This window comes from Oceanisphaera submarina (genome assembly GCF_046521305.1).
GTDB lineage: Bacteria > Pseudomonadota > Gammaproteobacteria > Enterobacterales > Aeromonadaceae > Oceanimonas > Oceanimonas submarina.
In genome coordinates, this window is the sequence record NZ_JBKGFN010000006.1 from 108,942 (window position 1) to 131,643 (window position 22,702).

19 protein-coding genes are annotated in these 22,702 nt (G+C 57.6%); 10 read left to right on the forward strand and 9 right to left on the reverse strand.

Translation table 11 applies throughout. From position 1 onward, the window contains the following. Positions 1-56 precede the first annotated feature (56 nt). From ACLEIV_RS08035 to glyA, 5 genes are all read right to left on the reverse strand, one after another. On the reverse strand, positions 57-686 hold the full coding sequence (locus ACLEIV_RS08035; protein ID WP_410456128.1) for a sarcosine oxidase subunit gamma: 630 nt from the start codon (positions 684-686) through the stop codon (positions 57-59). Continuing rightward, positions 679-3,708 carry a sarcosine oxidase subunit alpha family protein gene (locus ACLEIV_RS08040; protein ID WP_410456129.1) on the reverse strand — a complete coding sequence of 1,010 codons (3,030 nt, stop codon included), beginning with the start codon at positions 3,706-3,708 and terminating at the stop codon, positions 679-681. Before ACLEIV_RS08040 ends, ACLEIV_RS08035 begins: the two co-directional genes overlap by 8 nt. Continuing rightward, a complete protein-coding gene (locus ACLEIV_RS08045) occupies positions 3,705-3,992 on the reverse strand; it encodes a sarcosine oxidase subunit delta (protein ID WP_410456130.1) in 288 nt (95 codons plus the stop codon). Before ACLEIV_RS08045 ends, ACLEIV_RS08040 begins: the two co-directional genes overlap by 4 nt. A gap of 10 nt (positions 3,993-4,002) precedes the next feature. Continuing rightward, on the reverse strand, positions 4,003-5,256 hold the full coding sequence (locus tag ACLEIV_RS08050) for a sarcosine oxidase subunit beta family protein (protein ID WP_410456131.1): 1,254 nt from the start codon (positions 5,254-5,256) through the stop codon (positions 4,003-4,005). A gap of 266 nt (positions 5,257-5,522) precedes the next feature. Next, positions 5,523-6,776 (reverse strand): serine hydroxymethyltransferase, encoded by a 1,254-nt coding sequence (gene glyA, locus ACLEIV_RS08055; RefSeq protein WP_410456132.1) that lies wholly within the window; start codon positions 6,774-6,776, stop codon positions 5,523-5,525. 331 nt (positions 6,777-7,107) lie between these two features. Here glyA and ACLEIV_RS08060 point away from each other — a divergent pair, with 331 nt between their 5' ends. The 5 genes from ACLEIV_RS08060 to ACLEIV_RS08080 all read left to right on the forward strand — a co-directional run bounded on the left by ACLEIV_RS08060 (position 7,108) and on the right by ACLEIV_RS08080 (position 13,257). Further along, positions 7,108-8,154, forward strand: a complete 1,047-nt coding sequence (locus ACLEIV_RS08060; RefSeq protein ID WP_410456133.1) for a GlxA family transcriptional regulator — start codon at positions 7,108-7,110, stop codon at positions 8,152-8,154. A 228-nt stretch (positions 8,155-8,382) separates the two neighbouring features. Further along, on the forward strand, positions 8,383-8,991 hold the full coding sequence (gene betI, locus ACLEIV_RS08065; protein ID WP_410456134.1) for a transcriptional regulator BetI: 609 nt from the start codon (positions 8,383-8,385) through the stop codon (positions 8,989-8,991). After that, positions 8,982-10,445 carry a betaine-aldehyde dehydrogenase gene (gene betB, locus ACLEIV_RS08070; RefSeq protein WP_410456135.1) on the forward strand — a complete coding sequence of 488 codons (1,464 nt, stop codon included), beginning with the start codon at positions 8,982-8,984 and terminating at the stop codon, positions 10,443-10,445. Before betI ends, betB begins: the two co-directional genes overlap by 10 nt. Before the next feature lie 22 nt (positions 10,446-10,467). Beyond that, on the forward strand, positions 10,468-12,150 hold the full coding sequence (gene betA / locus ACLEIV_RS08075) for a choline dehydrogenase (RefSeq protein WP_410456136.1): 1,683 nt from the start codon (positions 10,468-10,470) through the stop codon (positions 12,148-12,150). 231 nt (positions 12,151-12,381) lie between these two features. Further along, on the forward strand, positions 12,382-13,257 hold the full coding sequence (locus ACLEIV_RS08080) for a DMT family transporter (RefSeq protein ID WP_410456137.1): 876 nt from the start codon (positions 12,382-12,384) through the stop codon (positions 13,255-13,257). A gap of 288 nt (positions 13,258-13,545) precedes the next feature. Here the strand turns inward: ACLEIV_RS08080 and ACLEIV_RS08085 are convergent, their stop codons facing one another. Beyond that, on the reverse strand, positions 13,546-14,310 hold the full coding sequence (locus tag ACLEIV_RS08085; RefSeq protein ID WP_410456138.1) for an NAD(P)-binding domain-containing protein: 765 nt from the start codon (positions 14,308-14,310) through the stop codon (positions 13,546-13,548). 672 nt (positions 14,311-14,982) lie between these two features. Between ACLEIV_RS08085 and ACLEIV_RS08090 the strand changes: the two genes are divergently transcribed. The 5 genes from ACLEIV_RS08090 to ACLEIV_RS08110 all read left to right on the forward strand — a co-directional run bounded on the left by ACLEIV_RS08090 (position 14,983) and on the right by ACLEIV_RS08110 (position 18,603). Continuing rightward, positions 14,983-15,660, forward strand: a complete 678-nt coding sequence (locus ACLEIV_RS08090; protein WP_025793485.1) for a hypothetical protein — start codon at positions 14,983-14,985, stop codon at positions 15,658-15,660. Between the two features lie 149 nt (positions 15,661-15,809). Next, entirely contained in the window at positions 15,810-16,964 is a 1,155-nt protein-coding gene (locus tag ACLEIV_RS08095) for a hypothetical protein (RefSeq protein ID WP_410456139.1), read from the forward strand. A gap of 100 nt (positions 16,965-17,064) precedes the next feature. After that, entirely contained in the window at positions 17,065-17,670 is a 606-nt protein-coding gene (locus ACLEIV_RS08100; RefSeq protein WP_410456140.1) for a hypothetical protein, read from the forward strand. Positions 17,671-17,795: 125 nt separating this feature from the next. Then, positions 17,796-18,038, forward strand: a complete 243-nt coding sequence (gene acpP / locus ACLEIV_RS08105) for an acyl carrier protein (RefSeq protein ID WP_410456141.1) — start codon at positions 17,796-17,798, stop codon at positions 18,036-18,038. A gap of 169 nt (positions 18,039-18,207) precedes the next feature. Beyond that, positions 18,208-18,603, forward strand: coding sequence for a hypothetical protein (locus ACLEIV_RS08110; protein WP_410456142.1), 396 nt, complete (start codon positions 18,208-18,210; stop codon positions 18,601-18,603). 99 nt (positions 18,604-18,702) lie between these two features. Here the strand turns inward: ACLEIV_RS08110 and etfB are convergent, their stop codons facing one another. The 3 genes from etfB to ACLEIV_RS08125 are packed head-to-tail and all read right to left on the reverse strand — an operon-like array spanning position 18,703 to position 22,667. Next, on the reverse strand, positions 18,703-19,491 hold the full coding sequence (gene etfB / locus ACLEIV_RS08115; protein WP_410456143.1) for an electron transfer flavoprotein subunit beta: 789 nt from the start codon (positions 19,489-19,491) through the stop codon (positions 18,703-18,705). Continuing rightward, positions 19,481-20,707 (reverse strand): electron transfer flavoprotein subunit alpha, encoded by a 1,227-nt coding sequence (etfA, locus tag ACLEIV_RS08120; protein ID WP_410456144.1) that lies wholly within the window; start codon positions 20,705-20,707, stop codon positions 19,481-19,483. Before etfA ends, etfB begins: the two co-directional genes overlap by 11 nt. Beyond that, on the reverse strand, positions 20,700-22,667 hold the full coding sequence (locus ACLEIV_RS08125; RefSeq protein WP_410456145.1) for a (Fe-S)-binding protein: 1,968 nt from the start codon (positions 22,665-22,667) through the stop codon (positions 20,700-20,702). The genes etfA and ACLEIV_RS08125 overlap by 8 nt, the downstream gene beginning before the upstream one ends. Positions 22,668-22,702: the final 35 nt, after the last annotated feature.

Here is a 22,702-nt window from a genome sequence, read left to right on the forward strand (position 1 = left end):
TGGCGGTGGTCGAATCAATTCGACCCTGCGCATTCCACAAAGGCCGCTCGGTTCCCTTACTTCTCGATCACCAGGCCGTATTCGCGGCTGGCGTCCTGCAGCCACATCCACAGATAGTCCGAGAAGCTGCGACGAACAACCAGCTCGAAACTGTCGGCACCGGTGCGGCGCAGCAATACGGCGCTCTTGGCGAAGGTAGTACCCACGCATTTGCCGGTCGGCAGGTTGGAGATATGCACGTCGTAATGACAAGACTTGCGGATCACCAGCTCGGCCTTGGGACCGGACAGCACCAGCACCGTCTGACCGCCGCTCACGTCCACCAGAGAGTAGTGACCGGTGAGATGCTCGCGCAGCTGGGCTTCCAGCTGCCCTTCCCGGCCGCCTTCGGTGATGATCAGCCACTCGTCCGGCGCCAGCCACTGCACCAGCACCTGGCCGTTTTCGACCGAGCTGCACGGGGTGGTGGGCAACGCCACATCCAGTACCTTCTCTACGGTTTTGGCGAACAGCTCGTTATTTACGTTGCCGCGCAAAACCAGGTGGCCCAGCAGTGCCTTCTCGCGCAACACCACTTCGCCCTGCTGCTGTTTTTTGGCCAGCGCGTCCAGGTTGGCGTGATACAGCGGGGATTCCACCCGCACCTCGGTCTGGGTTTCGGCCAGTTTGGCGGTGTTGTTAGACATGCTGACGCTCTCCTTTGGGATCATAGAAAATCGGGCTGGTAATCTCGGCTTCCAGCACCCGGCCATCGGCCAGCGGGCAGTACACGGTTTCGCCCATGCGGCTCAGGCCGCCTTTCACCACGCCCATGGCGATGTTGTGGCCCAGGCTGGCACTGTAGTAGCTGGACGACACATGGCCGACCATGGGTACCGGCACCGGATGGTTCGGATCCAGCACGATTTGCGCGCCTTCCGGAATCACGGTTTTCGGCTCCTTGCACTTCAGGCCCACCAGCTGCTTGCGATCGGTGCGTGCGGTGTCGGAACGACTCCAGGAGCGCTGGCCGATGAAGGGGAACGGCTTGGTTTTACCCACACACCAGTCCATGCCCAGGTCGAAGGGGGTCACGGAGCCATCTGTGTCCTGCCCGACGATGATGAAGCCCTTCTCTGCCCGCAGCACGTGCATGGTTTCGGTGCCGTACGGCGTAATATTGAACTCGGCACCCGCTTCCATGACCGCTTCCCACGTATGCAGGCCGTAGTTCGCCTGTACGTTGATCTCGAAGCTCAACTCGCCGGTGAAGGAGATACGGAAGATCCGCGCCTTCACTCCGGCTACCGTCGCATCGCGCCAGCCCATGAAGGGGAAGGCATCGGCAGACAGGTCCACGTCTTCGCAGATCTTTTCCAACACCTTGCGGCTGTTGGGGCCGGTGACCGTCATGGTTGACCAGTGGTCGGTTACCGAAGAGAAATACACCTCCAGCTCCGGCCATTCGGTCTGGTGCCACAACTCCAGCCACTGCAGTACGCCTGCGGCGCCCCCCGTGGTGGTGGTCATCACGAAATGGTTGTCGTTGATACAGGCGGTCACGCCATCATCAAACACCATGCCGTCTTCTTTACACATCAGGCCGTAGCGGCAGTTACCGGGGCTGAGCTTGGCCCAGGCGTTGGTGTAGATGCGCTGCAAAAACTCGCGGGCATCGGCACCCTGAATATCGATTTTGCCCAGGGTAGAAGCATCCAGTATGCCCACGCTGTTGCGCACCGCCAGACATTCACGGTTCACCGCCTGGTGCATATCTTCCCCGTTCTTGGGGAAGAACCAGGGACGCTTCCACTGACCCACATCTTCAAACTCGGCACCGTGCTTCACGTGCCAGGCATGCATGGCGGTAAAGCGCGCCGGATCGAACAGGTGGTGTGCGTCGCGACCGGCCAGGGCCCCCATGGTGACCGGGGTGTAGTTGGGACGGAACACGGTAGTGCCGGTCTCGGGAATGGTCTTGCCCATGGCTCGGGCAGCGATGGCCATGCCGTTGATGTTGCCAAGCTTGCCCTGATCGGTACCAAAGCCCATGGCGGTGTAGCGCTTGATGTGCTCGATGGACTCGAAACCCTCGCGCACGGCCAGCTCGATACCGGCGGCGGTGACGTCGTTCTGGTAATCCACAAACTGCTTGGGCGCACGGCTCACCGGCTTGTTGTGGGGCACCAAAAACAGGGCCTGGGCCGCATCTTCCTGCGGATCTTCGGTCTTGATCTCGGCATCCTTAACCTGGGCGGAAATGTCACCGTAACCGGTGGCATCGGCGGCCGCACGGCCCGCGGTCAGACCCTCGGCCAGCACCGCAGACAAGGCGTAGGTGCCCTGAATGCCACCGGCCAGCAGCTGCTTTTGTACCGATTCGCCGGGTACAAAGCCGATGATGTCGTCGTTCCATACCGGACGCGAGCCGGTATGGGCGGTCAGGTGCACCACAGGGCTCCAGCCACCGGAGCTGGCGATGATGTCACAGGCAAGCTGTTCGGCCGCACCGGTCACCTGGCTGCCGTCGCTGGACAGGGCCGCAACCCTGGCGCCGGTCACCCGCTTCTTGCCAACGGCTTCAATCAGGCCATGGCCGGTATAAATCTTGACGCCGCGCGCCTTCAGCGCCCGATGACGGGCACCTTCGGGACGATGACGGCTGTCGACGACCGCGGTCACCTTGCGGCCGGCATCCAGCCAGTCCAACGCGGCCTGATAGCCGTAATCGTTACAGGTCATCAGTACCAGGTTGTTGCCCGGGGCCACGCCGTAGCGGTTGACGTAGGTAGAGAGTGCACTGGCCACCAGGCAGCCGGGCAGATCGTTGTTGCCGAACACCAGCGGGCGTTCGTGAGCACCGGTCGCCAGCACCACACGCCTGGCTCGAATGCGGTGCAGACGCTGACGGGTCTTGCCGGAAACGCGCTCACCCAGGTGATCGGTACGGCGCTCCAGCACGGTGACAAAGTTATGATCGTAATAACCGGCGGCGGTGCTGCGTGGCAGCAGGGTGACGTCGGGCAGGCCCTGCAACTCTTTAACCGCGTCCGCAACCCACTGTACCGGCGCCTGGCCGTTGATGGGCTGGGTGCCGTGCAGCAGATGACCGCCGAATTCGTTCTGTTCGTCCACCAGTATTACCCGGGCGCCACGACGACCCGCAGCCAGTGCCGCCGCCAGACCGGCCGCACCACCGCCCACTACCAGCACGTCACAGTGATGGTTGAGCTTGTCGTAGGTATCCGGATCCTTGTCTTTCGGCACCCGGCCCAGGCCGGCGGCCTTGCGGATCAGATGTTCGTACTTCGGCCACATGGACTGGGGATACATGAAGGTCTTGTAGTAAAAGCCGGGGGGCATCATGCTGCCGCCGAGCTTGCCCATCACGCCCATGATGTCTTTATCCACATTCGGCCAGCCGTTGGTGCTGGCGGCGGTGAGGCCGTCGTACAGCTCGCCCTGGGTGCCGCGAATGTTGGGGATCATGGTGGCTTCGGAACTGCCCACCTGCAGGATGCAGTTCGGCTCTTCGGCGCCGGCGGCCATGATGCCGCGCGGACGGGAATACTTGAACGAACGGCCGACCACGTCGACCCCGTTGGCCAGCAATGCCGAGGCGATGGTGTCGCCTGACAAGCCCTGATAGGTCTTGCCGTTAAAAATGAAGCTGAGCGGTTTGCTGTGGTCTACCCGCCCCTTGCCCTGAAGACGATGTTTCTGGCTCATGACTGGCCTCCTTGCTGGGGCTGCTCGCCCACCTTGTAGGTTTCCTGAATTTCATAGGTCACGGTGTGCCGGGTCACATTGAAGAACTTGCGACAACCGGCGGCGTGATACCACATCTCGTGGTGCAGACCGCGCGGGTTCTTGCGCATAAACAGGTACTGGGCCCATTCTTCGTCGCTCAGCGCATTGGGGTCCGCCGGGCGGGCAATGTGTGCCTCGCCGCCGTAGTGAAACTCGTCTTCTTCCCGGTGTTCGCCGCAATGCGGACAATAAATATTTAACATGTCACTCTCCTCAGTGGGCTACGCCGGCTGCGCCGTGTTCGTCAATCAGATGGCCGCTGGTAAAACGGTCGACATTGAACGCCTTGGCCAGGGGATGAGGCTCATCCTTGGCGATGGTGTGGGCGAAGACGTTACCCGAGCCCGGGGTGGCCTTGAAGCCGCCGGTGCCCCAGCCGCAGTTGAAATACAAGCCCTTGATGTGGGTCTTGGAAATAATCGGGCAGGCATCCGGACAGGTGTCGACGATACCGCCCCAGGTACGGTTGAGACGAACCCGGCTGAAGATGGGGAACATTTCCACAATCGCCGCCATGGTTTCTTCCACCACAGGGAAAGAGCCGCGCTGACCGTAACCCAGGTAGCTGTCGATACCGGCGCCGATAACCAGGTCACCCTTGTCGGACTGGGAGATATAGCCGTGCACGTGGTTGGACATGACAACGGTATCGAGGATCGGCTTGACCGGCTCGGACACCATGGCCTGCAGCGGATGGGACTCCAGCGGCAGTTTCATGCCGACCATGTTAGCCATCACACCCGAGTTACCGGCCGTCACGCAGGCCACCTTGGGCGCAGAAATAAAGCCGCGGGTGGTTTCCACCCCGGTCACGGCGCCGTTTTCGCGGCGGATGCCGGTCACTTCGGTCTGCTGGATCAGGTGTACCCCCATGGCGTCGGCGGCACGGGCAAAGCCCCAGGCCACGGCGTCGTGACGGGCGGTGCCGCCGCGCGGCTGCCAGGAGGCACCCAGTACCGGATAACGGGCGTTGGTGGAGCAGTCCAGAATCGGAACCAGATCCTGTACCTGCTTGGCATTGAGCACTTCGCCGTCGATGCCGTTCAGGCGGTTGGCGTTTACCCGCCGCTCGATATCGCGCATGTCCTGCAGGGTGTGGCCCAGGTTGAGTACACCGCGCTGACTGAACATCAGGTTGTAGTTCAGATCCTGCGCCAGGCCTTCCCACAGCTTCATGGAATGTTCATACAGGTGAGCCGCTTCGTCCCACAGATAGTTGGAACGCACGATAGTGGTGTTACGGGCGGTGTTGCCGCCACCCAGGTAACCCTTTTCGATCACCGCCACGTTGGTAATACCGTGCTCTTTGGCCAGATAGTAGGCCGTGGCCAGACCGTGGCCACCGCCGCCAACGATAATAACGTCGTAACCTTCCGGCTTGGGCGTGGGGTTGTGCCACACGCGCTGCCAGTTTTCGTGGTGGGTCAGGGCATGCTTGAGGAGCCCGAATCCTGAATACTTTTTCATAGTCTCACCTGTCAGTTTGAATTCTGTAGCCGGTGCGTGCGCCGATTGAAGCACCCTCACGCCGACTCGCCGCAAGTCTTGCCACTCGTGGTTTCAGACAGCTACGAACATTCACTGGATGTTCGGTCTGACTGAAACACTCGTCCCGGCGAGGCACCTCGCCCCCTCGGGGCTCGGACATGCCATCCCTGGCATGTCACGGTCGGCTTAGAGGACTGCTCCAATCGGCTATCAGGCCACGGAGCAACCTGCCTTTAATCAATAAATTAGCGATATACCGGGAAGTAGCTGCACAGGCTGGCGACCTGATCCTTCACCGAAATAATCACTTCCGGGTCGTCCATATGATCCAGAATGTCGCAGATCCAGCCGGCCAGCTGACGGCAGTGCTCTACCTTGAAGCCGCGGGTGGTTACCGCCGGGGTGCCGATACGCAGGCCCGAGGTCACGAAGGGCGACTGGGGATCGTTGGGCACGGCGTTCTTGTTGACGGTGATGTTGGCATCACCCAGTACCCGGTCTGCATCCTTGCCGGTAATGCCCTTGGCGGACAGGTCGAGCAGAAACAGGTGGTTATCGGTGCCGTTGGATACCACATCGAAACCACGGCTCTGAAACACGTCCACCATGGCGCGGGCGTTTTCCACTACGGCTTTCTGATACTCGGTAAATTCCGGCTTCAGCGCTTCGGCAAAGGCCACGGCCTTGCCGGCGATGGCGTGCATCTGCGGGCCCCCCTGACCACCGGGGAACACGGCGGCATTGAGTTTTTTCTCCAGATCCGGATTGCCCTTGGCCAGGATCAGGCCGCCACGAGGGCCGCGCAGTGTCTTGTGCGTGGTGGTGGTGACCACATGGGCATGAGGTACCGGGTTGGGATACTGGCCGGCAGCGACCAGACCGGCCACGTGAGCCATGTCGACAAACAGGAAGGCGCCCACCTTGTCGGCGATGGCGCGGAAGCGGGCCCAGTCCAACACCTTGGAATAGGCGGAGAAACCGGCAACGATCATCTTCGGCTCGTGCTCCAGCGCAAGCTGCTCAACCTGGTCGTAATCCACTTCGCCGGTAGCCTCGTTCAGGCCGTACTGCACCGCGTGGTAGATTTTGCCGGAAAAGCTGACCTTGGCACCATGAGTCAAATGGCCACCGTGGGCCAGGCTCATGCCCAGTACGGTGTCGCCGGGGGCGCACAGCGCCATGTAAACGGCGGCATTGGCCTGAGAGCCGGAATGGGGCTGCACGTTGGCATAGTCGGCGCCAAACAGTTCCTTGGCGCGCTCGATGGCCAGCACTTCAACCTTGTCTACCGCTTCGCAACCGCCGTAATAGCGTTTGCCCGGGTAGCCTTCCGCATATTTGTTGGTCAGTACCGACCCCTGGGCTTCCATCACCGCCGGGCTGGTGTAGTTTTCTGAAGCAATCAGCTCGATATGCTGTTCCTGACGGGCGGCTTCTTCTTCCATGGCGGCCCACAAAGCCGGGTCTATATCCTGAATGCGGGTGTCTTTGCTGAACATCTTGTGACCTCCTTGCGCGGCCCGGGCTACTCCCGGTGCCTGATGTATCCTGTTTGCCTGGCAACCGATATAAACACGGCGGCCTTGCGTTAGGAGGATACTACTGGGGGCCACTATTGCAGGGGTGACTGGCTGCGGCCTAAAACTGCGCATTTGCGACAATATTTCACATATGAACAACATTGTGATTAATATCCGTCACGAACCGGAGTCAGACCGAACCTTATGCACGGGTACAGGTGCAAAGCCCTGCCCGGCGGGGTACTATTCGGCCCTAAGCGGTAACATTCTGGAAACGCTCCCTTCACCCCGGATCCATCATACAAACACCATGTCTCAAATCAGTGAAAAACGTTACTTCAGTCATCGTCTGCGCGACACCAACAGCGCCTTTCTGCCGGCGCGCCAAAACGGCGCAGAGCCGGTAAGAGTCGGCTTTGTACTGCAGCCCCACTTTTCGATGATGGCCTTTACCGCCGCGGTAGACGCCCTGGTCACCGCCAACCTAGTGCAGGCCACGCCGCTGTTCACCTTTACCATCTTCGGCCTTGACGCCACCAGGGTGCGCAGCGATCTGGGCATCGACATTTCGGCCAACAGCACCCTGGCCGAACTAATGCTGGAAGGCGAAGGCGCCCTGGATGTACTGATTGTGTGCGGCGGCTTTCGCTGCAACCTGAGCGAGCACCCGCCACTGAGCCTGATGCTGAAGGCGGCGGCCAAAAAACAAAAGGTACTGGGCGGCCTGTGGAACGGCGCCGTGGCCCTGGCCCACGCCGGTGTGCTCGACGGGCTTGGCTGCGCCATGCACCCGGACAACCATGCCTTCGTACAGGAAGGTTTCCCCCAGATACAGGTGTCACCTCAGGCCATGGTGGTGGAAGCGCGCATACTGACCAGCGCCGGCCCCAATAGCGCGTTGGAGATGATGCTGGCGTTAATCGAACGACTGCACGGCACCGATACGGTGCGTGCCATTCGCGAAATTCTCAGCAGCGACCGCGTGGCCGACGACGACGAAAACCGGCTGATCCCGGCCGAAAACGACCCGACCATGCCCGATGCCTTGCGCACCCTGCTGCGGCTGATGAACAGCAACATCGAAGAGCCGCTCGGCATCGAGGAGCTGGCCGACTACGTGGGCCTGTCGCGCCGGCGTATAGAACGGCTGTTTCAGAGCCACCTCGAGACCACGCCCTCCCGCTATTATCTGGAGCTGCGCATCACCCACGCCCGCCGCCTGCTGCTGCAAAGCAGCGCCAGCATATCCAGCATCGCCGTGGCCTGCGGCTTTGTCAGTTCCACCCACTTCAGCCACTGCTTCAAGGACTTTTTCGGCGTCTCACCCAGCCAGGCCCGTCAGCTAAAACGCGGTTAACCGGCGCCCACCTCACCCGCCCCGAGCGAGGGCGGGCATAGCGCGCCCGTTCGGTTCATCACTCCCTCCTTAAACATCATCACGATAAAAATAATTAATCATTTAAAAACAATCAATTAACATCATATTCATCATCCGGTGCAACACAAAACCGACACTGCCGGTTGATCATTCCCGCGCCAGCCTCTAGGATTTATTTTTATTGAACGGTCAATTAATTAAAATCATATGCCTATCGTCGGAGTACAGGAAATTCGCAGGAAACAGCTGATCGACGCCACCCTGGCGTCGGTGGCCGAGTATGGCCTGCATAACACCACCATCAACAGCATCAGTCGGCTGGCGGGAATGTCATCGGGCATCATCAGCCACTATTTCGGTGGCAAACAGGGTTTGATTGAAGCCACCGTAAAGCAGCTGCTGGAAGAACTGAAACTGGCGCTGCTGCGCAAGACCAATGGCGGTGAAAGACACTCGCCCCGGCAGCGGCTGATGCTGATAGTGGAAGCCAACTTCACCGAGTTTCAGCGCTCGCAGCCGACCATCAAATTCTGGCTCAGCTTCTGGGCCCAGGCCATGCACGACCCGGCCCTGGCCCGGTTGCAGCACATCAACAGCCGCCGCCTGTACAGCAACCTGCGCTATTCCTTCCGCCAGCTGCTGGGCGAGGCGGCGGCAACCAGCGCCGCCCGGCAGACCGCAGCCATGATCGACGGTTTCTGGCTGCGCAGCGCCATGAGCGCAGATCCCTCTGCCGACTTCGCCCAGGCCGAAGGCCTGTGCAAGTCCTTTATCGAACAATTGTTAACCCCGCATGGAGCAAAAACATGTCATTGATGCGCTATCAGAACTTTGTCGACGGACGCTATCTGGCCAACGAAAGCGGCGAGGCCTTCGACGTCATCAATCCGGCCACCGGCGGCGTCGCCTACCAGATGGAAGTAGCCGACGCCTATGTACAAAAGGCGGCCATCGCCTCGGCCCGCCGGGGCTTCGAGCAGTGGTCGGCCATGAGTGGCATGGACCGCAGCCGCATCCTGTTGCGGGCGGTGGCGCTGCTGCGCGAGCGCAATGACGAGCTGGCCCGTATCGAGGTGCTGGACACCGGCAAACCCTGGCAGGAAGCCTCGGTGGTGGATGTGGTGACCGGTGCCGACAGCATCGAGTTCTTCGCCGGTCTGGCCCCTTCCATCGAAGGCAATCAGCAGGATCTCGGCGGCGATTTCTACTACACCCGGCGCGAACCGCTCGGCATCTGTGCCGGCATCGGCGCCTGGAACTACCCGCTGCAGATCGCCTGCTGGAAAGCCGCCCCGGCCCTGGCCTGCGGTAACGCCATGATCTTCAAACCGTCGGAAGAAACCCCGCTCGGGGCGCTCAAGCTCGCCGAAATCTTCATCGAGGCCGGGGTGCCCGCCGGGGTGTTCAACGTGGTACAGGGTGACGGCGCCGTGGGTGCCTGGCTTACCCAACATCCGGATATCGCCAAGGTATCCTTCACCGGCGAAGTCGGCACCGGCAAGAAAGTCATGGCCGCCGCCGCCGGTTCGCTGAAAGAGGTCACCATGGAGCTGGGGGGCAAGTCGCCGCTGATCATCTTCGACGATGCGGATGTGGACGACGCGGTCTCCGCCGCCATGCTCGGCAACTTCTATACCCAGGGAGAAATCTGTACCAACGGCACCCGGGTGTTCGTTCACAAAAATATCTACCCGGCCTTCATGGAACGACTGCTGGATCGCACCCGCAACAACATCATCATCGGCGACCCCATGGACCCGGCCACCAACTTCGGCGCCCTCATTTCCCGGGAGCATCAGCAGAAGGTACTGGGCTACATCCGCAAGGGCATAGAGGAAGGTGCGACCCTGGCCCATGGCGGCGAAGCGCTGCACCCGGAAGCCGCGCCCGATGGCTATTTTGTGGCACCCACCATCTTCACTCATTGCCGCGACGACATGACGATTTGCCGGGAAGAGATCTTCGGCCCCCTGATGTCGGTGCTGACCTTCGAGCATGAAGAAGAAGTGATTGCCCGCGCCAACAACACCGAAACGGGTCTGGCCGCCGGGGTCTTCACCAACGACATTCGCCGGGCGCACAGGGTCATTCATCGACTGCAGGCCGGCATCTGCTGGATCAACGCCTACGGCGCCTCACCCGCCGAAATGCCGGTGGGCGGCTACAAGCTGTCCGGCATCGGCCGGGAAAACGGCATGGCCACCCTGAATCACTACACCCAGCTCAAGGCGGTGTATGTAGGCATGAACAAGCTGGAAAGCCCGTTTTAAGGGGCGGTGACGAGGTAACGCAATGAACAAGCAATTCGACTACATCATAGTGGGCGCCGGCTCCGCCGGCTGCGTGCTGGCCAACCGCCTCACCGAAGACGGCACCAGCAGCGTGCTGCTGCTAGAAACCGGCGGCAGCGACAAGAGCATCTTCATCCAGATGCCCACCGCCCTGTCCATTCCCATGAACACCGAGAAATACGCCTGGCAGTTTCATACCGAGCCCGAGCCCTTTCTCGACAACCGAGTCATGCACTGCCCCCGCGGCAAGGTACTGGGGGGATCTTCCTCCATCAACGGCATGGTGTATGTACGCGGCCACGCCCGGGACTTTGACGAATGGCAGAGCCAGGGCGCCGAGGGCTGGGACTATGCCCACTGTCTGCCCTACTTCAAGAAAGCCGAAAGCTGGGCCTTCGGTGGCGACGACTACCGGGGTGATCAGGGTCCACTCGGGGTCAACAACGGCAACAACATGAAAAACCCCCTGTATCAGGCCTTTGTCGATGCAGGGCAGGAAGCCGGCTATTTCCATACCCCCGACTACAACGGACGCCAGCAGGAAGGCTTCGGCCCCATGCACATGACGGTGAAGCACGGCAAACGCTGGTCTACCGCCAATGCCTACCTGCGCCCGGCCATGAACCGCCCCAATTTAACCGTGATCACCCATGCCCTGGTGCACAAGGTGCTGCTGGAAGGCAAGCAGGCGGTGGGCGTGCGCTTTGAACGCCAGGGTCAGGTTCAGGAAGTACGGGCCGGCAAGGAGGTGATCCTCAGCGCCGGCTCCATCGGCTCGCCGCACCTGCTGCAGTTGTCGGGCATCGGCGCCCGGGACACGCTGCAGGCGGCCGGTATCGAGCTTGAACATGAGCTGCCCGGGGTCGGTGAAAACCTGCAGGATCATCTGGAGTTCTACTTCCAGTTCCGCTGCAAGGAGCCCATCTCCCTCAACGGCCAGCTGGGGCTGTGGAGCAAGTTCAAGATAGGCAGCCGCTGGTTGCTGAAAAAAGACGGCCTGGGCGCCACCAACCACTTCGAGTCCTGCGGCTTCATCCGTTCCAAGGCCGGGGTGGAATGGCCTGATTTGCAATACCACTTCTTGCCGGCGGCGATGCGCTACGACGGCAAGGAAGCCTTTTCCGGCCACGGTTTTCAGGTACATATCGGCCACAACAAACCGAAAAGCCGCGGCACTGTCAGGGTGGTCAGCGCCGATCCCAGGGTAGCGCCAAAAATCCGCTTCAACTATCTGGAGCACGAAGACGACCGGGAAGGCTTTCGCGCCTGTGTGCGCCTGACCCGGGAGATCATCAACCAGCCGGCAATGGACCCCTACCGGGCGGAAGAAATTCAGCCTGGCGAGCACATCCGTACCGATGAAGAAATCGACGCCTTCGTGCGCCAGGCGGTGGAAAGCGCCTACCACCCCTCCTGCACCTGCCCCATGGGCACGGACGAGCGGGCCGTGGTGGGCCCGGATACCCGGGTGCACGGCATACGGGGCCTGCGGGTGGTGGACTCGTCCATTTTCCCCACCATTCCCAACGGCAACCTGAACTCGCCCACCATCATGGTGGCGGAGCGGGCCGCGGATCTGATCCGAGGCAGGACGCCGCTGGCGCCCTCGGTGGCAGAAGTGGGCATGGATGAACAATGGCAGCAGCATCAGCGGGCAGGCTCCCCCCTTCGCCGTCTGCCCTGAACCAACGACATTATTGAGCAGACATTCGGTTGGCCCGCCCTGACGGATCCGGGCATCATCCGACACGCAATTCGCCAACACGGCACCTATCTGGTGCCGTGTTGGCGTTTAACGCCGACAAAATTCCCCCTGCAGGTCGCTTTAAGACAATATCTCGCCGCCGCCAGAGCCATGCCGAAGACAGGGCAGACTACCATGCCGACATAACAACAAGATAAACGGGAGAACACCATGGATAACCGCTTGAAAGGCGGGCTGCTGACCACAGCCGGGGTCGCGGTACTGAGTCTGGACGCCCTGCTGATCAGGCTGATCAGCGCCGACCCCTGGATTTTGCTGTTCTGGCGCGGGCTGCTGCTCAGCCTGTGCATCGGCGGTGTCTGCCTGTTTCGGGCTCAAAGCTACCGCCCCACCCGCAAGCTGATCACCCTCGGCCTGGGCTCGGCGCTGTTTTATGCGGTCTGTACCGTCACCTTCGTGATCTCGATACGGCTGACCAGCGTGGCCAATACCCTGATCATCCTCAGCGCCGCGCCGCTGATTGGCGCCCTGCTCAGCCGGTTTGTGCTGAAAGAACAGGTATCCGGCCGCACCTGGCTGGCGATATTGCTGTGCCTGGGCGGACTGGCGCTGGTGTTTTCCGGCAGCCGGGACGGCAGCCACCTGCTGGGCGATCTCACCGCGCTGTTGTGTGCCGCCAGCATGGCCGCCAAGTTCGTGGTGGAGCGGGCCGCCAGCCCCGCCAACATGACCCCGGCACTGGTGCCGGCCGGCCTGCTGATCAGCCTGTTCGCCCTGTTCCAGGCGCCCACCCTGGCGATGCCGACCCAAGACATGCTGTGGATGGCCATTCTCGGCCTGCTGGTGGTCCCCCTGGCCTACGCCCTGATCACTCAGGGCCCGCGCTACCTGTCGGCGCCGGAAGTGGGACTGATAATGATGCTGGAAATGCTGCTGGGACCGCTGTGGGTCTGGCTGGTACTGGCGGAACAACCCGGCCAGCAAGCCTGGCTGGGCGGCCTGGTGGTCGTCGCTGCCCTCGCCTGCCAGTCGTGGCCGGTCAAGCGGCGCAAAAAGGGATTGGCCCCGACTCCGTGCGAGGCTTAATACTATCTGATCAAATATTCGATCGGAGCACCAGAGGCAACACAGTCGCCTCCCTCGACACGCCATAAACCCATCCGTGGGGGCTCGGAAATACCATCCCTGGCATTTCACGGTCGTGGGAGCCGTTCTCTGTTACCTCTTATCAAGCACCGAGTTGTCAGTAGACTGCGCTAACAGGTCACTCCATGGCAGCAGGGCGGAGCCTACATGGAGGTATTCACGGCGTGTCGGAGGAGCAGGCCATTTGTCCGACCTTTGCAAAACAACCAAATAGATCAATTTGTGTTATTACGCTTTACAGATACTGTCCATCGCATCATTCCAGGCTTGCAAACCATTTTCTGCCTTTATCTGCTCAATGCCCTTTCGGGTAAAGGTGCCGGGGGTCGCTATGGCGTTGCCGATATCGCCATAGTCGAGCTCGGGGCGGGATTCGGCGAGCTCGATGGCACTGCCGATCGAATGCACCACCATATCCCGCGCAGTTGCCTTATCCATGCCCTGGCCAATGCTCCAGTCAATCAGTTGTTGCACCAGAAAATAACTCCAGCCATGCAGGCAGCCATGGGCCAGTGCCACATCGAAGAGCGCTTCCGACTCCAGCACGATGACCTTGCCGATATTGCCCAACAGTTGCTCGGCTACCTCATTGGCAGGGAACAGCGGCACCGGCCCGGCACAGACCTCGGCACTGGCGGAAGGCAGAGAACGTGCCAGGGTGACCGCTTGCAGTGCCGGATAGTGCCGCAACTGCGATAAGGTGACACCGGCGATCACCGAGATAACCAGCTGTCCCGGCTTGAACGTCAAATCCTCCAGCAGGTCGCCCAGACTCTCCGGCCGTACCGCCAGCAGTATGATATCGCTGTTCTCCACTACCTCCTGGTTATGGTCGGCAATGGAACACCGGCAACGTTCGACCAGCAATGCCGAGGCTTGTGCATTGCGTGGACTCAAGGTGATCGGCCTGTGATCACCACTCTTGCGTAAGCCGGTTACCGTGTAGGTGGCCAGATGACCCACCCCTAAAATCCCGAGTGTGTTTGTAGTCATGTTATGTTTCCTGTGTTTTTCAGGACATTACAGCATCCAGATACTGGCTGTTTTTCCGTCTGCGACCTTGGCATGTTGAATGAGGACGACTCGCTATAAAGCCGTCACCTCCGCGAAAACGGGGGTCCATGCGAACCTTCATACCACCACGGTCATCAACCCTACGCACCCTGCCCGAATACAGCAAACCGGCAAGCTCTTCCCCAAAAACTGCTTACAACCCAACCAAATTCACACAGCCACTTCGCAAAATGACCTTTCACATTGCTTTTTCAGACTCATACGACAAAAATACAGACTCAAACAAGTAAGCCGGGCATACGCTTAAGCCCCAGTACAGTGAGGGGCGGTAGCGTGTTTGTTACACACCACAAAACTGATTTTATTTAAGCACTCCCGCCAACCATGCGCATATTGCTGCGCAGACATGCTCAAAAAGAACAGAAGCATCAGAAAAATATACGGTAGAGCAAAAGGTTACGCAGCTTCTGTATGGAGATAGTGAGCAAGGCCTGAGTGAAAATGAGCATGCTCGTTTTCCACGCTGTCAAAAAGCTTAAAAACTCTGATTAAGTCAATAAAATAATAAATTTAAGAAAGAAATCCAGACCGTCATAACCGAACAAAAACGCGCATGCGCAGTATTAAAATGTTATGCTGCTACGAATCTATATGCAACTTGGTTATTTCAAAGTAGAATACGCCACCTTTTGTATCAACGTATTTTGTATGAGATTCGAAAAACTTAATCAGAAAGCATTTTCAGCAATTTTAATCACGGCTTTGGCACTTTTGTCATTAGCTGCATACTTTGGGGATTCCGATAACTTTTTAGTTGGAAATCTCACCCCCGAGTTAATGGGCGTTTGTATTGAGCTGTTAATCATCCTTTGGGTGTTTGATCGTTGGCAAGAAAATAGTAAGAAAAAGAAGTTAGTTTCCTTGGAACGACGTTTACGTGAGTACTTGATCTTTTTTCTAAAGCACAGCTTTAAAAATGTTCCTCAGGAATATCGAGTTGGCAGATTCTTCGGGAAGGATCATGAAAAGAATATCGAGCAGATCGATAATCTTATCCAGTACGTTAAATCTAACGGTTTAGATGAAGCTGCTTTAACCTCTATCCAACAGCATTGCATGAGAGAGTCTCGTACGTTAGAGAATTTGCTACCCGTAGCATCTGAACTGACTAATGAGCACTTCAAAGCATGGTGCCGTATAGTTTATTTCATTAACTCTATAGCTGGTTCACAAGAGCCAATCAGCAAGTCGACGATAGACATCCTGCAAAACATCAAACGTTTTGACAGTGAATCATTTAAAAGAAAGCTATATGTAGACGGTGAATAATCAGCATAACAAACTGTTTAAGAGTGATTCGCAACGCGTGGCATTTTTACTATGCGTTGCGTTTAGTGTTTAAGGTGGTATGCGGCGGCCTTTGTATTGCGTTGCTCACACCTTAACAGGGCGTTACATGTCACTAAAAGGAGAATTCAGTGTCAGAAGAAAAAAATGAAACAACACCAAAGAAAAAGAGAACTAGGAGAGTCGTCCCTTATCCACTCTGTCCATTTGAAGAGGTTGTTGAGTTCGCAGAAGCCTTATATGAGCTTGGTTCAGGGCATAAAGTTAGACGCGTAACGCTTTTTGACCATATAAAGAAATCACCTGATAGTGGCCCGTCTAGGACATTAATCACAAATTCAAATAAATATGGGCTCGTAAAAGGTGGGTATCAGGCTGAACAACTTGAACTAACACCCGAGGCATTAAAAGCTTTTGATGAATCAGGATCAGAGCATTCAAAAGCTGAAGCTAAAATACAGCTTGCCATCCTAAATGTTGAACCTCTAAAAATCCTCTATGAGAAATTTTCCGGCAATAAAATGCCAGTGAAAACGGTTCTGGCAGACACTTTAAGAGAGGCTGAAGTTGAAGAAAGCGTCATAGATACCCTTGTTGATATTTTTGTAGTAAATGCAGAGTATGTTGGAGTCCTACAAACTCTAGCTGGTGCAGAAAGGATAGTAACAGTCGATCACGCATTAGAATCTTTCTCAAGAACAAAAGCAAAGTTACCTAATGCTAACAATGATCTACCTGTTCCAGCCCAAGGAAAAGAAATTGCAGGAATCATAACATCAGGTAACTCTGTTTATGATTCCACTTGTTTTTATATTACTCCTATTGGAGAAGAAAATTCTGAAAACAGGAAGCACTCAGATTTATTTTTAGGCTCTATTATTGAGCCGGCAATTGAGCCATTGGGGCTAAAGGTTGTTCGAGCAGATACAATAGACCAGCCGGGTCTAATTACAAATCAGATCATTGAATATATCCTTCGCTCACGTTTAGTGATTGCTGATCTTTCATTTCATAATCCTAATGTTTTTTACGAGTTAGCTTTGCGTCATGTCTCAAGGTTGCCAACTATTCAAATAGTTCGTAAGGGAGACAAAATCCCATTTGATATTGGAAACTTTAGAACGATAGTTCTCGACTGTACTGATATATATACATTGGTGCCCAAATTAGAAACTTATAAGTCCGAAATCGCAGCGCAAGCTAGAAGAGTGCTAGATGACCCAGACTCAGTTGAAAACCCTGTAACTTCTGTGTACCCAACTTTAAGCTTGGAGCTACAAAGTTGACAACATGTAACAAGCGCATGTTGTCGGACTGGTTTTCCGCTGCGCTCCAAACCAGCCGCAAATGCGGGCGTTAGGTTTACAATCTATATTTCGGAGAATCATGGACGTTAAAATTGTTTCTGCTCTAATTGGTGTCAGTCTTGGGTGGCTACTGAGTCAACTTACCGACTTAACTAAAGATAAAAGACGAAAGAGAAAAGTGGTTGAGTCTATCTATACAGAACTTTCAGACGTAAACGCTTGGCTGGTAAGAATGTTACATCAAACGAAATACTCTCTTCAGCTAATCGTATTGAGTCAGGAAGTTACTTCGGTACCAGGTAGAATTCACACCTTTATTTTTGATGAGCACTTCCATGAGATATGCATGGATTTATCGAGAAGCGCTAGAATTGGCCTGACGGACACTTATGATTCTATTAAAACTATTAACGAGCTGATTAATCAGCTCAAAGAGTTAATAGATAATCAATCAGGAAGTAACAATAAAAAACTTTGTAAAAAATTTGAGGCCATATATTGTATAGCTTATGCTACTGAGTTTAAAACAAGATACTTGCTGAATAATCGTAGTGGTAGCATGGGTGATTTGGCGGGAGTAGCAATTGAACTTGATAAGAAGCTTCACGAAGAACTTGTCGCAATAGTGAAAGAAGCCAAAGAAATGGATCTTGACGAAGTTAAATCAAAATATTATGCCGAGTAAACCTAACAAGGCCAATCACAAAAGCCAGCAAGCTGGCTGGACTCGCTACGCTCGCCTGTGTTGGCGGCGTTATGCACCATATAATCAGGTGCTTTGGTTGGAAAAAATACCCTTAAGGATAATACATGACAGATAAAGAGCTTCAAGACACAATTCTCAACGTGGTAAAACTATTCGACAGAGTGAACCCCGACCTGGTAAATATGGAAAGTAATTTCGTCACCGACCTGGGCCTCGACTCTCTCGATATGGTAGAAATCGTCATGGCTTTTGAGGACGAATTTGGTATTGAAATCAGCGACGAGGAAGCCGAGAAGATATTAACCATTACTCAGGCCTTCGATCTGGCGAAGCAGAAACAATCCTGAACCCTGTGGCAAAACCACCAACAGGGGGATACATCAAACTTGCCGGCAAGAACAGCTGTTAATCAGAATATTATTGACTTTTAATGTTTTACCTAACCAGAAAACCAATACGATGCAAAAAAACACGCGTATTATTTGAACGTTAGCAAAAATCGAAAGGAACCATACATTGAAAAAGAATCTTGTTGAAATCTATGCTCTTGCTGTTTGCTTTTTTACTGTTGCCTGTTTCGTTATTGTCGCTGGAATGACAGCCTGGGATGCCGTTCAACTGTCAGCCCCGGAGTTCACTATAAATAACAACGAATATGAAGCGCACCTATCTGATCAGCAGTATCGTGATTGGCTGGCTCAACGAAATCAGTACAATGAAGATGCGTTTATTCTGCCAAGTGGTCAAGATCTCACGGATGCAAGAAATGCTAGCTGGCAGCAAGAAATAAAGAGTGAGCAACGGAGCGCGCTGCAAAGTCTCGCGCAAAACTTTATTATTCTTGTAATTGATATCTTGGTATTTATGGCCCACTGGATTATTGCCAGAAAATCACGCGATAGTCACAGTTAACAAGTGAAATCATTGCGACGCTTTCGCGAGCATCCGCAGCTGGAACAAAAACGCCGGCATTTGCCGGCGTTGTTACATTGTCTTCCCCAAGACAGTTACCTACTTTCTCAATACTCCCTCCTCTACCAGCAGATCGTAGATGGCCTTGGCCGCGGCCTGGGGATCATCGCGGATGATCTGGCCCTTGCCGCCCTGGGCCTTGGCGGTCGCCTGCTTGAAACGGTCGGCGGCGGTTTTGGCGGTAGATACCTTGAGTCGTTTGGGCCTGGATTTGGCCGCCGACAGTGTCCATTCGGCACGCGTCAGATCGACCTCGGTGGCCGGGGTCAGCCGCGCGATATTGCCACGCCGGGCCTTGGCAAAGGCAATCTGCCGGGGCTCGGCGGCGGCGCTCTCCACGCTGGCGACGAAGGGCAGCCTGACCTTGATGCGCCGGCGCTGGCCTCTGGGCAGGGCCTGCAACAGGCTGGCTTCGTCGTTCTCAATACTTTCGATGGCCGCAATGCCGGTCACCAGGGGCCAGCCCAGGCGTTCGGCCAACAGGTAGGGCAGCAGGCCGGAGCCTTCGCCACACTCGGCCCGCACCCCGGTCAGCAGGATATCCGGCTGCTGCTCGTTCAGGTAAGGAGTCAACACCGCCAGGGCATCGTCTTCCTCCGTCTGGTTCAGCACCGTCAGGCCATCGATGCCCATGCCGAGGTAATCGCGCAGGGCATCCTGCTCGGGATCACCGGCGTGAATGGCGCTCACCTTGCCGTTCAGAGACGGAGGCAGCGACAGGGCCAGCTCCAGGGCGCAGGCATCCTGATGGGCGCGCCGCGCGCGCCCGGATACCGGATGCTGGCCCTGGGAGACCAGCACGGCAATATTCAGGGTGTCAGGCTGCATCACTCACCTCCTGGGGGGATTTGGCTTCGACCAGTTTCATCAACTCGGCCAGGATCTCGCTGCTGTCGCCGATGGTGGTCAGGCTGGCGCGTTTGACCATGTCACAGTCGGCATCCCGGTTGATGGCGACCACTTTTTCGCATTTGCCGATGCCTTGCAGATGCTGCACGGCGCCGGAAATGCCGATCGCAATATAAACGCGGGCGCTGACCCAGGTACCGGTCGCCCCCACCTGACGGTTGCGGGGCATGAAGCCGTCGTCCACTGCTACCCGGCTGGCCCCTTCCGAGGCCCCGAGCAGGGTCGCGGCCTGATGGAACTGGGGCCAGTCGTGCACACCGTTGCCGGCCGCGAGGATGAACTCGGCCTCGGCCAGGGGGATTTCGGCGGGATCCACCGCCACCTGACCCAGATCTTCGAGCCGGGAACGGATCGGTGCCGAGAGCTCCAGCGCTACCGGGCCGGCCTCGTAACGATACTCGCCACACGGCAGGGCACATTCTTCCAGCAACAGCATGACCCGCGACCAGGGCCGACTGATATCCCGGTTGCCGGCACCGTTTCTGGCCAGCAGGGTGTCTGCTTCCAGCTTCCATACGCCGGTAGCCGGACGCTCGCCCAAGGCGACCCCCAGGCGGCGGCCCAGCTCGGCGGACTCGCCGCTGTCGGGCAGCAGCCAGTACAGCGGTGTCAGCGCCGCTTCCACCTGAGCGCACAGCTGGCTCCAGGCCTCCGGCTGATAGCCTTCATATTCCGGCCCCTGTACCTGCAGCAGCCGATCGATTCCGGCGCCTTCCACACTTTCCTTCAATTCGCCACAAAGCAGGCCCAGTACCGCCGTCGGCTGTTCCCGGGCCACCGCCAGTTGCTGGGCCTGGCCCAGCACGTCCTTGCAGTGGCTGGTCAGGCGACCGCCGCTGGTCTGCAGCCAGACCGCAATATATGCCTGGGGCTCCACCACCTGGTGCAGCGGCAACACCGGCTGTTCGTTGCGCTTTTTGGAAGACAGCTGGGTGATTCCGGCCGCTCCGCCCATGTTCAGCCGATCCAGTCGGCGCAGGCCACTGGGACCATACTGCCACTGGGGCCTGGGGTTCTTGCGCAGCAGGCCGGTCGGGCCTCGGGTCGGCTGGCCATTCAGCTCACCATGACGAGGATGAAGCCGGTTGCGCTGTATCCACTCCAGGCGCGGATCACGACGATTCAGTTCAGACATGCGCCACTTCCTCCTTTGGCTGTTGCTGCACCCCTTGCGAAGCAGTTTGCGGCGAAGCAGGCACGATCAGCGCCTCCAGCAACAGCTCGGCAATATCCTTCACTTCGGGCCGCGGCTCTACCACCCCTTCCATCATATGGGTGCATTGCGGGCAGGCTACCGCCATCAACTCGGCATTCACCGCCCTGGCGTCGTCCATACGCATGTCGGCAATACGACGTTCGCCCGGTATATCGGTGATAGGTGCACCGCCGCCGCCGCCACAACAACGGGAACGGAAGCCGCTGCGTTCCATCTCGGTGCGCTCGTACCCGAGCTGGTCGATCAGGTAACGAGGGGCGTCATAAACGCCGTTGTAGCGACCCAGATAACAGGGATCATGATAGGTCATGCGCCCGTTGCCGTTGGCACTGAACGCCAACAGCCCCTGCTGGTGCAGTTCGGCCAGCAGCTCGGTGTGGTGCACCACCTGGTAGTCTCCGCCCAGCTCCGCATATTCGGTCCCCAGGCACTGCAGGGCATGGGGATCGGCGGTGACGATGCGGTTGAACTGATACTTGCTTAAGGTGTTGATATTGGTTCTGGCCAGGCGCTGGAAGGTGGCTTCATCGCCCAGGCGGCGGGCCAGATCACCGGAGTCCAGCTCTTCGTCACCGAGGAAGGCAAAGTTCACATTCGCCGCCTTCAGCAGCTTGACCAGGGCACGCAGGGTACGCTGGTTGCGCATGTCGAAGGCACCGTCACCAACCCAGAACAGAATGTCGGTCTCTCTGATCTGCTTGAGCAGGGGAATCGACAGGTCCGCCGCCCAGTGGCTACGGCTGGCCGGCGACAGGCCGCCCGGGTTGTCGGTGGCAATCAGGTTTTCCAGCACCTCCTGGCCCTTGCCCGGGGTTTCACCGCGCTCCAGGGTCAGGTAACGACGCATGTCCACCACCGCATCCACGTGCTCAATCATCATGGGGCACTCTTCCACACAGGCCCGACAGGTGGTACAGGACCACAGTGTCTGGCTGTCGAGAATGCTTTCCACCAGCGGCTTGTCGGGGCAGCCGGTACGGGCGGCCTGCTCCTGGCCCGGGTGGGGGCTGCCGTGGTAGTTCACTTCCTCCTGAGCGGCCAGGCTGGTCACCATGTCCTGGATCAGCTTCTTCGGGTTGAGCGGCTGGCCGGCGGCAAAGGCGGGACACTTGCTCTCGCAGCGACCGCATTGCACGCAGGCGTCGAAACTCAGCAACTGGTTCCACTTGAAGTCGGTGACCTTCTCTACGCCCAGCTTGCCGGCGTTCAGATCCAGCGCCTTGAGACCGGTATCGCGGCCACCATTGAAACGGGCCGGACGGCGATGAAACGCCAGATGCAGGGCACCGGCAAAGGCGTGCTTCATGGGGCCGCCCCAGGTCATGCCGAACACCATCTCACCCAGGCCCCAGACACAGGCGGCCAGCAACAGCAGGGCCAGCAGACCGCTGCCGAACCCTTCGGGCAGGATGCCGGTAGCCGGCAGAGTGGCCAGGAAAAAGCCGATGGAAAAGGCCATCAGGCTCTTGGGCAGGCGCTGCCAGGGGCCTCTGGAAAGACGGGAATGAGGCAGCTCGTCGGCCGACTTGCGACGGCGCAGCCACACAAAAATCGCGCCTGTCATCATCAGCAGGCTGGCCGCCAGCAGCGGCCAGGTCAGCCAGGCGGTCTTCAAACCAAAACCATGCACCAGCACCACCAGTACCAGCGCCAGCACAAAGCCGCCGCCGGTGGCCACGTGGGTATTGGACATGTACTTGTCACGGGCGACCACATGGTGCAGGTCAACCAGATAACGCCTCGGCATGGCGGCCAGCCCCTGCCAGAACGAAACCGGGCTCGGCTGCCCCTGGCGCCAGAGGCGGACTCGCCGCAGTGCCCCGACAAAGCCCAGGGCGAAGGCGAGCAATAACAAATAGGGGATCACAGGCTCAAACATAAGGGCTTACCTCATGGTGCCGGAGCAGGCTCCGG

Bases quoted from the DNA above. Each gene is read 5' to 3' on its own strand.
- betB (WP_410456135.1), top strand. From the start codon at position 8,982: ATGTCATTGATGCGCTATCAGAACTTTGTCGACGGACGCTATCTGGCC.
- ACLEIV_RS08100 (WP_410456140.1), top strand. From the start codon at position 17,065: ATGGACGTTAAAATTGTTTCTGCTCTAATTGGTGTCAGTCTTGGGTGG.
- etfA (WP_410456144.1), bottom strand. From the start codon at position 20,707: ATGTCTGAACTGAATCGTCGTGATCCGCGCCTGGAGTGGATACAGCGC.
- betA (WP_410456136.1), top strand. From the start codon at position 10,468: ATGAACAAGCAATTCGACTACATCATAGTGGGCGCCGGCTCCGCCGGC.
- etfB (WP_410456143.1), bottom strand. From the start codon at position 19,491: ATGCAGCCTGACACCCTGAATATTGCCGTGCTGGTCTCCCAGGGCCAG.
- ACLEIV_RS08035 (WP_410456128.1), bottom strand. From the start codon at position 686: ATGTCTAACAACACCGCCAAACTGGCCGAAACCCAGACCGAGGTGCGG.
- ACLEIV_RS08090 (WP_025793485.1), top strand. From the start codon at position 14,983: ATGCAACTTGGTTATTTCAAAGTAGAATACGCCACCTTTTGTATCAAC.
- glyA (WP_410456132.1), bottom strand. From the start codon at position 6,776: ATGTTCAGCAAAGACACCCGCATTCAGGATATAGACCCGGCTTTGTGG.
- ACLEIV_RS08125 (WP_410456145.1), bottom strand. From the start codon at position 22,667: ATGTTTGAGCCTGTGATCCCCTATTTGTTATTGCTCGCCTTCGCCCTG.
- ACLEIV_RS08080 (WP_410456137.1), top strand. From the start codon at position 12,382: ATGGATAACCGCTTGAAAGGCGGGCTGCTGACCACAGCCGGGGTCGCG.
- acpP (WP_410456141.1), top strand. From the start codon at position 17,796: ATGACAGATAAAGAGCTTCAAGACACAATTCTCAACGTGGTAAAACTA.
- ACLEIV_RS08085 (WP_410456138.1), bottom strand. From the start codon at position 14,310: ATGACTACAAACACACTCGGGATTTTAGGGGTGGGTCATCTGGCCACC.
- ACLEIV_RS08040 (WP_410456129.1), bottom strand. From the start codon at position 3,708: ATGAGCCAGAAACATCGTCTTCAGGGCAAGGGGCGGGTAGACCACAGC.
- betI (WP_410456134.1), top strand. From the start codon at position 8,383: ATGCCTATCGTCGGAGTACAGGAAATTCGCAGGAAACAGCTGATCGAC.
- ACLEIV_RS08060 (WP_410456133.1), top strand. From the start codon at position 7,108: ATGTCTCAAATCAGTGAAAAACGTTACTTCAGTCATCGTCTGCGCGAC.
- ACLEIV_RS08045 (WP_410456130.1), bottom strand. From the start codon at position 3,992: ATGTTAAATATTTATTGTCCGCATTGCGGCGAACACCGGGAAGAAGAC.
- ACLEIV_RS08050 (WP_410456131.1), bottom strand. From the start codon at position 5,256: ATGAAAAAGTATTCAGGATTCGGGCTCCTCAAGCATGCCCTGACCCAC.